This window comes from Streptomyces qinglanensis (genome assembly GCF_900111245.1).
Lineage (GTDB): Bacteria > Actinomycetota > Actinomycetes > Streptomycetales > Streptomycetaceae > Streptomyces > Streptomyces qinglanensis.
This window is the reverse complement of record NZ_FOGO01000001.1, coordinates 917,483-930,372: the sequence shown is the minus strand read 5'-3', so window position 1 is coordinate 930,372 and position 12,890 is coordinate 917,483. Positions and strand designations below refer to the sequence as shown.

Here is a 12,890-nt window from a genome sequence, read left to right as displayed (position 1 = left end):
CCGCTCCGGAAGCCGCGGCCGGGAGCGGGTGCGGGGTACCGTCGGGCCCGCGGGCAGGCGGCCCTTGCCCCGGCTGTGGTGACCGGCCGTACACTGGCCCAGGGGCTTGGCACTCCGGCACGAAGAGTGCCAGAGGATCAGCCGCCGGAATCGGGACCTCGGACCAGCGGCCGGACGGGAGGTGTGCGCCGTGCTCAGCGAGCGTCGACTTGAAGTGCTCCGCGCCATCGTCCAGGACTACGTCGGCACGGAGGAGCCGGTCGGCTCCAAGGCCCTGACCGAGCGGCACAATCTCAAGGTGTCCCCGGCCACGGTCCGCAACGACATGGCGGCGCTGGAGGACGACGGGTTCATCGCCCAGCCGCACACCAGCGCGGGCCGCATCCCCACCGACAAGGGGTACCGCCTCTTCGTCGACAAGCTCGCCGGGGTCAAGCCGCTCTCCTCGCCCGAGCGCCGGGCCATCCAGAACTTCCTGGAGGGCGCCGTCGACCTCGACGACGTCGTCGGCCGCACGGTGCGGCTGCTGGCGCAGCTCACCCGGCAGGTGGCCGTGGTGCAGTACCCCTCGCTGACCCGGTCGACGGTGCGGCACGTGGAGCTGCTCGGGCTGGCTCCCGCGCGGCTGATGCTGGTGCTGATCACCGACACCGGCCGGGTCGAGCAGCGGCTGATCGACTGCCCGGCGCCGATCGGCGAGGCGGTGCTGGCCGACCTGCGTGCCCGGCTCAACAGCCGGGTGGTCGGCGAGCGGTTCACCGAGGTCCCCTCCCTGGTGCAGGACCTGCCGGAGGCGTTCGACGCCGACGACAGGGGCACGATCCAGACCGTGCTGGCCACCCTGCTGGAGACCCTGGTCGAGGAGACCGAGGAGCGGCTGATGATCGGCGGAACCGCCAATCTCACCCGCTTCGGGCACGACTTCCCGCTCACCATCCGGCCCGTTCTGGAGGCGCTGGAGGAGCAGGTCGTGCTGCTGAAGTTGCTCGGAGAGGCCAAGGATCCGGGTATGACCGTACGAATCGGGCATGAGAACCAGCACGAGGGGCTGAGTTCCACATCGGTCGTCTCGGTCGGTTACGGTTCGGGCGACGAAGCAGTCGCCAAACTCGGCGTGGTCGGACCGACCCGCATGGACTACCCCGGAACGATGGGAGCTGTACGCGCAGTGGCACGGTACGTCGGACAGATCCTGGCGGAGTCATAAGGTGGCGACGGACTACTACGCGGTCCTCGGCGTGCAGCGCGACGCCTCGCAGGACGAGATCAAGAAGGCGTTCCGCAGGCTCGCGCGCGAGCTGCACCCGGACGTCAACCCGGATCCGAAGACCCAGGAGCGGTTCAAGGAGATCAACACCGCTTACGAGGTGCTCTCGGACCCGCAGAAGAAGCAGGTCTACGACCTGGGCGGGGACCCGGCCTCGGGCGCCGCGGGCGGCGGAGCCGGCGGGTTCGGCGGGGGCTTCGGCAACTTCAGCGACATCATGGACGCCTTCTTCGGCACGGCGGCGCAGCGCGGCCCGCGCTCCCGCACCCGCCGGGGCCAGGACGCCATGATCCGGCTGGACATCGACCTGGATGAGGCGACGTTCGGCACCACCAAGGAGATCCAGGTCGACACGGCCGTCGTCTGCAACTCCTGCAGCGGCGACGGTGCCGCGCCCGGCACCTCGGCGCAGACCTGTGACATGTGCCGCGGCCGGGGCGAGGTCTCCCAGGTCACCCGGTCCTTCCTGGGCCAGGTCATGACGTCCAGGCCGTGTCCGCAGTGCCAGGGCTTCGGCACCGTGGTGCCCACCCCGTGCCCGGAGTGCGCCGGGGACGGCCGGGTGCGCTCGCGGCGCAGCCTCACCGTGAAGATCCCCGCCGGTGTCGACAACGGCACCCGCATCCAGCTCGCGGGCGAGGGCGAGGTCGGCCCGGGCGGCGGCCCGGCCGGCGACCTGTATGTGGAGATCCACGAGAACTCCCACCCGACCTTCCAGCGCCGCGGCGACGATCTGCACTGCACCGTCACCATCCCGATGACGGCGGCGGCGCTGGGCACGAAGGTGCCGCTGGAGACGCTGGACGGCATGGAGGAGATCGACATCCGTCCCGGTACCCAGTCCGGCCAGTCGGTCCCGCTGCACGAGCGCGGCGTCACCCATCTGCGCGGCGGGGGCCGGGGCCAGCTCATCGTGCACGTCGAGGTGACGACCCCGACCAAGCTGGAGGCGGAGGAGGAGGAGCTGCTGCGGCGGCTGGCCAAGCTCCGCGGCGAGGAGCGGCCCACCGGGCAGTTCCAGCCGGGGCAGCAGGGGCTCTTCTCACGCCTGAAGGACGCCTTCAACGGCCGCTGAGCGCGCGCGGCGGGCCGGTGCGCCGGACCGCGGGTCCCCCGGGCCGGGGGACCGGGGACGGTGTGCCGGGGCCGTACAGGGGACGTGACAGGATGTGTTCATGTCCACCTCGCCGCCTTCGCTCTCGGAGCTGACTGCGCATCCCCTCGTCCAGGCGCCGATGGCGGGCGGGGTCTCCCGCCCCGAGCTGGTGGCGGCGGTGTGCGAGGCCGGGGGGCTGGGCTTCCTGGCCGCCGGGTACAAGACGCCGGAGGCGATGTACGAGGAGATCCGGCAGCTCCGGCAGCTCACCGGGCGCCCCTTCGGCGTCAACCTGTTCATGCCGCAGCCCCGCACCGCCGATCCCGCCGCGGTCGATGTCTACCGCGAGCAGCTCGCGGGCGAGGCCGCCTGGTACGAGACGGAGCTGGGCGACCCGGAAGGCAAGACGGACGACGCCTACGAGGCGAAGCTCGCGATCCTCCACGACGATCCGGTGCCGGTCGTCTCCTTCCACTTCGGCTGCCCCGCCCGCCGGGTGCTGGAGCGGTTCGCGGCGCTGGGCACCTGCACGGTCGTCACCGCGACCTCCGTCGCCGAGGCGCGGGTGGCGCAGGCGGCCGGTGCACAGGCCGTGTGCGTGCAGGGCATCGAGGCGGGCGGCCACCAGGGCACGCACCGGGACGATCCGCAGGGGGACCGGGGGAGTGCCGGCATCGGGCTGCTGTCCTTGATCGCGCAGGTCAGGGAAGCGGTGCAGCTTCCCCTCGTGGCCGCGGGCGGGCTGATGCGCGGCCGGCAGATCGCCGCCGTGCGCGCGGCGGGTGCCGTCGCGGCCCAGTTGGGCACCGCGTTCCTGGCCACCGAGGAGTCCGGCGCCCACCCGCTGCACAAGCGGGCGCTGACCGACCCGCTCTTCACCCGCACCGAGCTGACCCGCGCCTTCTCGGGGCGCCCGGCCCGGGGGCTGGTCAACCGCTTCGTGCGCGAGCACGGCCCGTACGCGCCCACCGCCTATCCGCAGCTCCACTATCTGACGGCCGGGCTGCGCCGGGCGGCGGCGAAGGCGGGCGACGCGCAGGCGATGGCGCTGTGGGCGGGCCAGGGGCACCGGCTGGCCCGGGAGTTGCCCGCCGGGCAGCTCGTGGAGGTGCTGGTGGCGGAGTGCGACGCGGCACGTGCCGAGCTGCGGGAGGCGGGATCGTGAGCGCGCCGGTGTTCCTGGCCGAGGCCGGGCTGCTGCGGCCCGGCACGGTGGTGCTGGACGGTCCGGAGGGGCGGCATGCCGTCTCGGTCCGCCGGCTGCGGCCGGGCGAGGAGGTCGTCCTCACGGACGGTGCGGGCACCGGCGCGTACGGGAGCGTGACCGCGGCCGAGGGCAAGGACCGGCTGGAGGTCGCCGTCCGCGAGGTGCGCACCGAGCCCGCGCCCCGCCCCCGGATCACCGTCGTCCAGGCGCTGCCCAAGGGGGACCGCGGGGAGCTGGCCGTGGAGACGATGACGGAGACGGGCGTGGACGCCGTGGTGCCGTGGGCGGCGTCCCGCGCGGTGACCCGGTGGAAGGGGGAGCGGGCGGCCAAGTCGCTCGCCAAGTGGCGGAGCACGGCGCGGGAGGCGGGTAAGCAGGCCAGGCGGCTGCGGTTCCCCGAGGTGGCCGAGCTCGCTGCCACCCGGGAGGTCGCCGCGCTGCTGGAGTCCGCCGACTTCGCCGCCGTGCTGCACGAGGAGGGCAGCACCCCGCTGGCCTCGGCGGCCCTGCCGGAGACGGGGGAGATCGTGCTGGTCGTCGGCCCCGAGGGCGGGGTCGCGCCGGAGGAGCTGGAGCTCTTCGCGCGGGCCGGGGCCGCGCCGCTGCGGCTCGGGCCGAGCGTGCTGCGGACCTCCACGGCCGGTACGGCGGCCACCGCCGTGCTGCTCGCCCGGAGCGGGCGCTGGGGGTGAGGGCCCCCGTCCGGACACCCGGGGCAGCGCTGTCCCTCGGGTAGCATCCCGGCATGGCTTCCAACGGAGAACCGCAGCAGGACTGCCTGTTCTGCAAGATCGTCGCGGGTGAGGTGCCCGCGACGCTGGTGCGGGAGACCGACACGACCGTCGCCTTCCGCGACATCAACCCCCAGGCGCCCACCCATGTGCTGGTGATCCCGAAGGCGCACTATCCGGACGCGGCGTCCCTCGCGGCAGCCTCTCCCGAGCTGATCGCCGACGTGGTGCGGGAGGCCGGCGAAGTGGCGGCGCTGGAGCGGATCGCCGTGCCGGACGGCGGGCCCGGCACCGGGTACCGGGTGGTCTTCAACACCGGGTCCGGCGCCGGTCAGACGGTCTTCCACGCGCATGCGCACGTCCTCGGCGGCCGCGGTCTCGAATGGCCCCCCGGATGAGGTGCTGAGGCGCGGTGTCGGCGCGCGAACTGGTCGTCCTGGGCACCGCCAGCCAGGTTCCCACCCGGCAGCGCAACCACAACGGGTACGTCCTGCTGTGGGACGGCGAGGGCATCCTGTTCGACCCGGGTGAGGGCACCCAGCGGCAGATGCTGCACACCAGCGTCGCGGCGCACGATCTGACCCGGATCTGCCTGACGCACTTCCACGGCGACCACACCCTCGGCCTGCCCGGCGTCATCCAGCACATGAGTCTCGACGGGGTGCCGCACGAGGTGACGGCCCATTACCCGGCGAGCGGGCAGCGGTACTTCGAGCGGCTGCGGCACGCCACTCCGTTCCACGACACCCTCCGGCTGCGGGAGGCACCCGTGGAGGAGCCCGGGGTCCTGGTGGCGGCTTCCGGGACGCATCTGACCACCGCAGGCCGGGAGCGGATCCCGGAAGAGGGCGGCGCGCAGCGGCCGGAGGCGCCCTTCACCCTGGAGGCGCACCTGCTCTCGCACCGCATCGAGACCTTCGGCTACCGGCTGACGGAGCCCGACACGCGCCGGATGCTGCCCGAGCGGCTGGCCGAGCGGGGGATCCGCGGCCCGGACGTGGGCCGCCTCCAGCGGGAGGGGGAGCTGCGGGGGGTGCGGCTGGAGGAGGTCAGCGCGCCGCGCCGCGGGCAGCGCTTCGCCTTCGTCATGGACACCCGGCTCTGCGACGGGGTGCAGGAACTGGCCGAGGGCTGCGACCTGCTCGTCATCGAGTCGACCTTCCTGCGGGCCGAGACGGAACTGGCCGAGGTCTCCGGCCATCTGACGGCCTTCCAGGCGGGCCGGGTGGCGGCCGAGGCGGGCGTACGCCACCTGGTGCTCACGCACTTCTCGCAGCGCTACCAGGACACCGCGCTCTTCGCCGCCGAGGCCCGCGACGCCGGGTTCCGGGGCGAACTGACCGCGGCGCGGGACCTGATGCGCATCCCCGTGCCCCCGCGCGGCTGAGAAGCGCGGGCGCCGCGGCCCCGGGCCGGGGCGGTGCCGGGGGGATGGCGACGCGGTGTCGGAGCCGATGCCGGAAGCGGTGTCGGAAGCGCGGTGTCAGAAGCCGAGCCGGCGCAGTTGCTTGGGGTCGCGCTGCCAGTCCTTGGCGACCTTGACGTGCAGATCGAGGTAGACGGGCGTGCCCAGCAGGGCCTCGATGTGCCGGCGCGAGGCGCTGCCGACCTCCTTGAGGCGCTTGCCCTTGGGGCCGATGACGATGCCCTTCTGGCTGGGGCGCTCCAGGAAGATGTTGGCGTGGACGTCCAGCAGCGGCCGGTCGGCGGGCCGGTCCTCGCGCGGCACCATCTCCTCGACCACCACCGCGATCGAGTGCGGCAGCTCGTCCCGCACCCCCTCCAGCGCCGCCTCCCGGATCAGCTCGGCGACCATGACCTGCTCGGGTTCGTCCGTCAGGTCGCCGTCCGGGTAGAGCGGCGGTCCCTCGGGCAGCAGCGGCACCAGCAGGTCGGCCAGCAGGTCCACCTGGGAGCCCTCGGTGCCGGAGACCGGGACGATCTCCGCCCACTCGATGCCCAGCTCCTGTCCGAGCCGGTCCACGGCGAGAAGCTGCTGGGCGAGTGCCTCCGGGGAGACCAGGTCGGTCTTGGTGACCACCGCGACCTTCGGGGTGCGCTTCTTCAGCTCGGCCAGCTCGCCCGCGATGAACCGGTCGCCGGGGCCGATCTTCTGGTCGGCCGGTACGCAGAAGCCGATGACGTCGACCTCCGCCCAGGTGGTGCGCACCACGTCGTTCAGCCGCTCGCCGAGCAGGGTGCGGGGCTTGTGCAGGCCGGGGGTGTCCACCAGGACGAGCTGTGCCTCCGGGCGGTGCACGATGCCGCGCACTGTGTGCCGGGTCGTCTGCGGGCGGGTGGAGGTGATCGCGACCTTCGTGCCCACCAGCGCGTTGGTCAGCGTCGACTTGCCCGCGTTCGGGCGGCCGACGAAGCAGGCGAAGCCCGAGCGGTGCGGCGCCTCGCCCTGGGTGCGGCCTTCGGGGGCGCCGGTGGTGGCGGAGGATGCGTTCATGACGACCATTGTCCCTGATGGACGGGGTGGCCCCGGCCGCCGAGGTCCCGTCCCGGGACCGGCGGCAGCGGGGGCCGTCCGGCGGCTCAGCCCGCCGGTACCGTCGAGTGCACCTCGCCGTCGGGGCCCGCGAGCAGCACCGGGGTGGCCGGTCCGCCCAGGTCGCGCACGGTCGCCAGGTCCTCGGCCGGGACCTGCGCGGCCTCCGAGACCACGGCCGCGGCCTCCAGGGACGTGGCGCCCGAGGCCACCGCCATGGCCACGGCAGTACGCAGTGCCGACAGCCGCAGCGAGGGCAGCGCCACCGACCCGGCGACGTAGGTGCGGCCCGTCTCGTCCCGGACGGCGGCACCCTCCGGGACGGCGTTGCGGGCGCGGGCGCTGCGCGCCAGGGTGACGATCTTGCGGTCCTCCGGGTTCGGCCCCGCGGTGCTCTGGTCGCTCATGACGGCGAGCATATGCGCTGCCCGCGGTGCCCCGACGGCCGCCTCATCCGGCGACCTGCCGGAGGGCCGCGCGGCGGGCCTCCGGCTCGGCCAGCCGCTGCAGCTTCTCGGCCGTGCCGGTGCCGGGGATCGGGTTGTGCAGGATGAGCCGCAGGTCGGGGCGGGCCGGCACCTGGAGCGTCGTCGACTCGAAGTGCAGCGCGCCCACGACCGGATGGTCCAGCTCCTTGACCCGCTGACCGGGCCGGCACACATCGCCCAGCTCCCACAGCTCGCGGAACTCCGCGCTGCCCGCCAGCAGATCCTCCAGCAGCAGTTGGAAGCCCTCGTCCGCGGGCCACTCCGCCAGCGAGGCGCGCAGTTCGGCCACCACACCCGGCGCGTTCTGCTCCCAGCTCACCGCGCGGGCCCGGTACCGCTCGTCGCAGAAGAAGTTGATGATGCAGTTCTCCTGCGCGTTCATGCCCATCACCAGTTGCGCCGACGCGTTGAGCCCGACTGCGCTGAAGTAGGGGTCCATGATGTGCGCGGGGTAGGGCATCCAGCTGTCCATCAGCCGCTGCATCCCGGCGCACAGGTAGTCGGGGTCGTACTCCGACTCGGGCAGCGGCGGGTTGAGTCCGGCCAGCACGTACAGGTGCCGCCGCTCGGCGGAGCTCATCCGCAGCACCCGCGCCACCGCGTCGAGGACCTGCGGCGAGACGGTGATGTCCCGGCCCTGCTCCAGCCACTGGTACCAGGAGGCGCCCACCCCGGCGAGCACCGCCACCTCCTCCCGGCGCAGTCCCGGTGTCCGGCGCCGGGCACCGCCGTCGGGCAGCCCCGACTCGGCGGGCGAGACCCGTGCCCTGCGCGAGCGCAGGAACGTGCGCAGCTCCTGTCCGCGCCGGTGTCTCTCCGGCCGGCTCTCTCCAGCACTGGCCACCTGTTCCCCTCCCTGAGTGGTGGTGCGGGCACCACCATAAACAGCAGCTCCCCACGGTCTGTTCCGCGCCAGCAGGCTGTGATCATGCCAACGACCGCTTCTGCACCGGAGACGGCCGCACCCGCGTCCGCACCGGTCTCCCCCTCCGCCCACCGCTTCACCCCGCGCGAGATCATGCTGCTGGTGGTGCTGTGCGCCTCGCAGTTCCTCGTCGCGCTCGACTTCTCCGTCCTGAACGTCGCCCTGCCCGTCCTCGGGCCCGACCTGGGGCTGGGGGAGGCGGGACTGCAGTGGGCCGTGACCGCTTTCGCGCTGCCCACCGGCAGCTTCCTGCTGCTCTTCGGGCGGCTGGGCGACCAGCTCGGCCGCCGCCGGACCTTCCTGACCGGCCTGGTGCTCTTCACCGGGGCCTCGGTGCTGGCGGCCCTCGCGCCCGCCGCGCCGCTGTTCCTGGCGGGCCGCGCGCTGCAGGGGCTCGGCGCCGCCGCGCTGGTCCCCACCGGGATGGCGCTGATCACCACCTCGTTCGCCGAGGGGCCCAAGCGCACCAAGGCGCTGAGCATCAACGGTTCGCTGATGGCGCTGGGCTTCACCGTCGGCATGGTCGTCGGCGGTGTGCTGACCGACACCCTCGGCTGGCGCTCCACCATGGGCCTGCTCGGCGTCGGCGGCCTCCTGGTGCTGCTGGTGGCGCCCCGGCTGCTGACCGAGAGCCGGGGGGCGCGCACCCGGCTGGACGTGCCCGGTGCGCTGACCGTGACCGGCGGGCTGTTCGGCGTCGTCTACGGGCTCTCCACCGCCGCCGAGGAGGGCTTCGGCCGACCGGACGTGCTGGGCGCGATCGTCGCCGGACTGCTGCTGCTCGTGCTGTTCGTCCGGGTGGAGGCGCGCAGCGCCGAGCCGCTGCTGCCGCTGTCGCTGCTGCGGCGTCCCACAGTCGCCTTCGGCAACCTGGCCGGGCTCGCCACCGTGTCCATGATGACCGCCGTGGTCTTCCTGATGACGCTCTACCTGCAGGAGCTGCTGGACGTCTCTCCGCTGGTGTCCGGGCTCGTCTTCGGCGTGCAGGGCCTCGCCTCCGTCGCGGGCGGCGCGCTCGCGCCCCGGCTGGCCCGCCGGCTCGGCGCGCCGCGCACCCTCGCGCTCGGGCTGCTCGGCCAGGGCGTGCTGACGGCCGCGCTGCTGGGCCTGGGCACCGAGGGCGGGCTGTGGCTGGTGGTGGTCGCCATCTCGCTGGCCAGCGGACTGCATCTGGTGGCCGTCGTCACCTACGGCGTCACCGCCACCTCGGGCCTCGACGACGCGGACCAGGGCCGGGCCACCTCCCTGGTCACCAGCGCCATGCAGCTCGGGCTGGCACTCGGTATCCCGCTGCTGAGCGCGCTGTCGGTCGGCCGGGCCGCGGTGCTGCGGGACGCGGGTACGCCCGCTGCCGAGGCCGCGCTGGGCGGCATCAAGCTGGGCCTCGCCGCCGACGCCGCCGTCCTGCTGGCCGTGGGAGCACTGGTGGCTCTCGTGCTGGGCCGCACACGGGCCTCGCGCGCCGGGCGGGAGACGGCCTGACCGTGCCTGCCCGCTGTGAACGCTCAGTCGCCCTGCTCGGGCGGGACGGTCGGGCTGGGCGTGCGCCCGGCCGTCACCTCCGTCAGCCGCTCGGCGGCCGCCTCGGCAGCGCGGCGGGCGAGCCCGGTGTCGCCGTCGCCGACGGAGAGCAGGGCCACGCCGGTCGTGGACTGCCGCACCCGCGACAGCACCAGGTCCAGGGTGAGCTGCTCCCCGTCGGCCGGGCCGCCCCGGGCGGTGCCGCGCAGCCGGGCGCACGCGCTGTCGCCGCCCGGCCCGGCCTTCAGCCGGGAGACGGTGAAGGCGACGGTCACCGCGCCGTTCTCGGCGGTGAACGTCCGGCAGTTCGCGCGCACACTCCGGAAGGTGCTCAGCGCCCGCTTCGAACCGTCGCCGTCCTCGCTGTCGTAGGAGGCGACCTGGCTGGAGAGGTACGGGCCGTCCGCGCCCCCGCGGTAGCCGCGGGACGCGGCGGTCCGCGCCTCGTGCTCGTCCGCGTCGCCGCGCAGCACGTCGAACAGCCGCCGGCAGTCGCGGTCGTCGGTCCGCAGCTCCTCGGGGGCGGCTCCCGCGGGTGCGGCGTCGGCCAGGTCCGCGTGCCGCCAACCGGCGGGCAGGTTGCCCTCGGCCAGCAGCGCGGCACGGGCCTGCTGCTCGCTGAGCGGCCCGGCCACCTCCGAGGGCGAACCGGTCGGGGTGGCGCCGGACTTCGACGGCGGCGGCGAGGGCGAGGAGGTCTCGGCCGACTCCGCGCCGTCCTCGCCGCAGCCCGCCAGGGACAGCACGGCGACGACGACGGCGGTGGCGGCGAGGCGTGAGCAGCGGGCAGCGGGCATGGGAGCGCCTTTCGGGACGGCCTGCCCTCCAAACCACCAGTACCGGCCCCCGGCCGCGATCCGGCGGCCGCCGAACAGGTGACCGCGGGCCTGCCTCCGGGGCGCGTCAGTCCCGGCCCAGCCGCAGCCGCTCCCGGCGCGGGAGTCCGGCCACCACCAGGTCGTAGGAGTCCTCGACCATCTCCCGCACGGTCCGGTCCGGCAGGCTCCCGTCCAGCTCGACGGTGTTCCAGTGCCGCTTGTCGAGGTGCACGCCCGGCCGAACCGCCGGAGTGGAGGCGCGCAGCCGCACCGCGATCTCCGGCTCGCACTTGAGGCTCACCCGGAGCGGGAGCTCGTCCAGCCCGCTGAAGGCGAAGACCTTCGCGCCGACCTTGAAGGCGGACAGGCCCGGGTTCGCGGGGAAGGGGCGGTCCTCCCATGCCCCGTTCTGCTCCAGGCAGCAGGCTCTGAGCTGGTCCGGCGTCATGTGCTCAGCGTAGGCGTCATGACTGCGGCGCGGGGGCGCGCCGCCCGGGTGCGGCCGTCAGCCCTCGCTGAGCGCGGTGCTCTCCTCGGCGTCCGTGTGCACCGGTTCGCGGACCGGCTCCACGAGCACCGTCACGATCTTGTTGCGGCGTCCGGCCGGGGACTCTGCCGTCAGCCGAAGGCCCGTCAGGGTGGGGTCGGAGTGGTCCTCGGTGACGTCGACCGTGCTGGCCGCACCGGCGATCGGCACCCGGCCCAGCGACTTGGCCAGCAGCCCGCCCACCGTCTCCACGTCCTCGTCGTCCAGGCCCGTCAGCCCGTACAGTTCCCCCAGGTCACCGATGTCCAGCCGGGCGGTGACCCGGTAGCGGCCCTCGCCCAGCTCCTCGACCGGCGGCAGTTCGCGGTCGTACTCGTCGGCGATCTCCCCGACGATCTCCTCCAGGATGTCCTCGATGGTGACGATCCCGGCCGTGCCGCCGTACTCGTCGATCACCACGGAGACGTGGATCCGGTCCTGCTGCATCTCCCGCAGCAGATCGCCCGCGTTCTTGGTGTCGGGGACGAAGGTCGCGGGCCGCATCGCCGTGGAGACCAGTTCGGTCTCCGCGTCCCGGCTGATGTGCACCTTCCGCGCCAGGTCCTTGAGGTAGACGATGCCCACCACGTCGTCCTCGCTCTCGCCGACCACCGGGATCCGCGAGAAGCCCGAACGCAGCGCCAGGGTGAGCGCCTGCCGGATGGTCTTGAACCGCTCGATCGTGATCAGGTCGGTGCGCGGCACCATCACCTCGCGCACCAGCCGGTCGCCGAGCTGGAAGACGGAGTGCACCATCTTCCGCTCCTCGGCCTCGATCAGCGACTCCTGCTCGGCGAGGTCCACCATCGCGCGCAGCTCCGCCTCGCTGGCGAACGGCCCCTTGCGGAAGCCCTTGCCCGGGGTGAGCGCGTTGCCCAGCACGATCAGCAACTGCGGTACCGGGCCCAGGATGCGCGCGAGCGGCAGCAGCACATACGACGCGGCCGTCGCCGTGTTCAGCGGATGCTGGCGGCCGATGGTGCGCGGCGAGACGCCGATGGCGACGTAGCTGACGAAGACCATCACCCCGATGGCGACGGCCAGCGCCTGCCAGGTCCCCTCGACGGCCTGCAGGCACGCGTAGGTCACCAGGGCGCCGGCGGCCACCTCGCAGGCCACCCGCAGCAGCAGGGCCAGGTTGAGGTAGCGCGTCGGGTCGGCGGCCACCGCGGCCAGCTTCGCGCCGCCGCGCCTGCCCTGGCGCACCGCCTCCTCGGCCCGGTAGCTGGTGGTACGGGCCAGTCCCGCTTCGGCGCACGCCGCCAGCCAGGCCACGACGACCAGCAGGACGGCGGCGGCGACCAGGGGCGTGCTCACGAGGTCGTCGTCGGGGCCGGTGAGGGCCCGGACAGGCCGCGCTCGGCGCGCCAGCCGTCGACGATCGCGGACTGCAGGCCGAACATCTCGGCCCGCTCCCCGGGCTCCTCGTGGTCGTAGCCCAGCAGGTGCAGCACCCCGTGGACGGTGAGCAGTTGCAGCTCCTCGTCCATGGAGTGCCGCGTCGGCGCGTCGGCGCCCTGCTTCTCGGCGACCTCCGGGCACAGCACGATGTCGCCGAGGAGGCCCTGCGGGGGTTCCTCCTCGTCCCGGGCGGGCGGACGCAGCTCGTCCATCGGGAAGGACATCACGTCCGTGGGCCCCGGCAGGTCCATCCACTGCCGGTGCAACTGCTCGATGGTGCCCGCGTCGACGGCGATCACCGACAGTTCCGAGAGCGGATGGATGCGCATCCGGGTCAGGGCGTAGCGGGCGATGTCGAGCACCGCCTCCTCGTCGACCCGGCGGCCGGACTCGTTGTTGACGTCGATCGACATGGT

14 protein-coding genes are annotated in these 12,890 nt (G+C 73.7%); 7 read left to right on the top strand and 7 right to left on the bottom strand.

All coding sequences use genetic code 11. From position 1 onward, the window contains the following. The first annotated feature begins 190 nt into the window (after positions 1 to 190). From hrcA to BMX65_RS04095, 6 genes are all read left to right on the top strand, one after another. Positions 191 to 1,207: a heat-inducible transcriptional repressor HrcA gene (gene hrcA, locus BMX65_RS04120; RefSeq protein ID WP_026004907.1), complete on the top strand. Its 1,017-nt coding sequence runs from the start codon at positions 191 to 193 to the stop codon at positions 1,205 to 1,207. Position 1,208: 1 nt separating this feature from the next. Beyond that, on the top strand, positions 1,209 to 2,342 hold the full coding sequence (gene dnaJ / locus BMX65_RS04115) for a molecular chaperone DnaJ (RefSeq protein ID WP_074998673.1): 1,134 nt from the start codon (positions 1,209 to 1,211) through the stop codon (positions 2,340 to 2,342). 100 nt (positions 2,343 to 2,442) lie between these two features. Then, on the top strand, positions 2,443 to 3,528 hold the full coding sequence (locus tag BMX65_RS04110; RefSeq protein ID WP_074998672.1) for a nitronate monooxygenase: 1,086 nt from the start codon (positions 2,443 to 2,445) through the stop codon (positions 3,526 to 3,528). After that, positions 3,525 to 4,262 (top strand): 16S rRNA (uracil(1498)-N(3))-methyltransferase, encoded by a 738-nt coding sequence (locus BMX65_RS04105; RefSeq protein WP_074998671.1) that lies wholly within the window; start codon positions 3,525 to 3,527, stop codon positions 4,260 to 4,262. The genes BMX65_RS04110 and BMX65_RS04105 overlap by 4 nt, the downstream gene beginning before the upstream one ends. A 53-nt stretch (positions 4,263 to 4,315) precedes the next feature. After that, on the top strand, positions 4,316 to 4,699 hold the full coding sequence (locus BMX65_RS04100; protein WP_074998670.1) for a histidine triad nucleotide-binding protein: 384 nt from the start codon (positions 4,316 to 4,318) through the stop codon (positions 4,697 to 4,699). A 14-nt stretch (positions 4,700 to 4,713) separates the two neighbouring features. Further along, the gene (locus tag BMX65_RS04095) at positions 4,714 to 5,688 is read left to right on the top strand and encodes a ribonuclease Z (RefSeq protein ID WP_074998669.1); all 975 of its coding nucleotides are present in this window, start codon (positions 4,714 to 4,716) and stop codon (positions 5,686 to 5,688) included. Between the two features lie 96 nt (positions 5,689 to 5,784). Here BMX65_RS04095 and era read toward each other — a convergent pair whose 3' ends face one another. From era to BMX65_RS04080, 3 genes are all read right to left on the bottom strand, one after another. Next, positions 5,785 to 6,756: a GTPase Era gene (gene era, locus BMX65_RS04090; protein WP_107437388.1), complete on the bottom strand. Its 972-nt coding sequence runs from the start codon at positions 6,754 to 6,756 to the stop codon at positions 5,785 to 5,787. An 86-nt stretch (positions 6,757 to 6,842) separates the two neighbouring features. Continuing rightward, the gene (locus BMX65_RS04085; protein WP_107437378.1) at positions 6,843 to 7,214 is read right to left on the bottom strand and encodes a cytidine deaminase; all 372 of its coding nucleotides are present in this window, start codon (positions 7,212 to 7,214) and stop codon (positions 6,843 to 6,845) included. A 31-nt stretch (positions 7,215 to 7,245) separates the two neighbouring features. Then, a complete protein-coding gene (locus tag BMX65_RS04080; RefSeq protein WP_074998667.1) occupies positions 7,246 to 8,127 on the bottom strand; it encodes a helix-turn-helix transcriptional regulator in 882 nt (293 codons plus the stop codon). An 84-nt stretch (positions 8,128 to 8,211) separates the two neighbouring features. Here BMX65_RS04080 and BMX65_RS04075 point away from each other — a divergent pair, with 84 nt between their 5' ends. Beyond that, positions 8,212 to 9,690, top strand: coding sequence for an MFS transporter (locus BMX65_RS04075; protein ID WP_074998666.1), 1,479 nt, complete (start codon positions 8,212 to 8,214; stop codon positions 9,688 to 9,690). Between the two features lie 23 nt (positions 9,691 to 9,713). On the opposite strand, the gene BMX65_RS04070 is transcribed toward BMX65_RS04075, so the two are convergent. The 4 genes from BMX65_RS04070 to ybeY form a co-directional block, all read right to left on the bottom strand. Further along, the gene (locus BMX65_RS04070) at positions 9,714 to 10,526 is read right to left on the bottom strand and encodes a hypothetical protein (RefSeq protein WP_074998665.1); all 813 of its coding nucleotides are present in this window, start codon (positions 10,524 to 10,526) and stop codon (positions 9,714 to 9,716) included. 106 nt (positions 10,527 to 10,632) lie between these two features. Beyond that, positions 10,633 to 10,995 carry an MmcQ/YjbR family DNA-binding protein gene (locus BMX65_RS04065; RefSeq protein ID WP_074998664.1) on the bottom strand — a complete coding sequence of 121 codons (363 nt, stop codon included), beginning with the start codon at positions 10,993 to 10,995 and terminating at the stop codon, positions 10,633 to 10,635. Positions 10,996 to 11,052: 57 nt separating this feature from the next. Continuing rightward, the gene (locus BMX65_RS04060) at positions 11,053 to 12,390 is read right to left on the bottom strand and encodes a hemolysin family protein (protein WP_074998663.1); all 1,338 of its coding nucleotides are present in this window, start codon (positions 12,388 to 12,390) and stop codon (positions 11,053 to 11,055) included. Then, positions 12,387 to 12,887, bottom strand: a complete 501-nt coding sequence (gene ybeY, locus BMX65_RS04055; RefSeq protein ID WP_019356128.1) for an rRNA maturation RNase YbeY — start codon at positions 12,885 to 12,887, stop codon at positions 12,387 to 12,389. The genes BMX65_RS04060 and ybeY overlap by 4 nt, the downstream gene beginning before the upstream one ends. Positions 12,888 to 12,890 lie beyond the last annotated feature (3 nt).

Coding starts and splice junctions, on each gene's coding strand:
- BMX65_RS04070 (WP_074998665.1), bottom strand. CDS start 10,526: ATGCCCGCTGCCCGCTGCTCACGCCTCGCCGCCACCGCCGTCGTCGTC.
- BMX65_RS04100 (WP_074998670.1), top strand. CDS start 4,316: ATGGCTTCCAACGGAGAACCGCAGCAGGACTGCCTGTTCTGCAAGATC.
- era (WP_107437388.1), bottom strand. CDS start 6,756: ATGAACGCATCCTCCGCCACCACCGGCGCCCCCGAAGGCCGCACCCAG.
- BMX65_RS04065 (WP_074998664.1), bottom strand. CDS start 10,995: ATGACGCCGGACCAGCTCAGAGCCTGCTGCCTGGAGCAGAACGGGGCA.
- BMX65_RS04110 (WP_074998672.1), top strand. CDS start 2,443: ATGTCCACCTCGCCGCCTTCGCTCTCGGAGCTGACTGCGCATCCCCTC.
- BMX65_RS04085 (WP_107437378.1), bottom strand. CDS start 7,214: ATGCTCGCCGTCATGAGCGACCAGAGCACCGCGGGGCCGAACCCGGAG.
- BMX65_RS04075 (WP_074998666.1), top strand. CDS start 8,212: ATGCCAACGACCGCTTCTGCACCGGAGACGGCCGCACCCGCGTCCGCA.
- ybeY (WP_019356128.1), bottom strand. CDS start 12,887: ATGTCGATCGACGTCAACAACGAGTCCGGCCGCCGGGTCGACGAGGAG.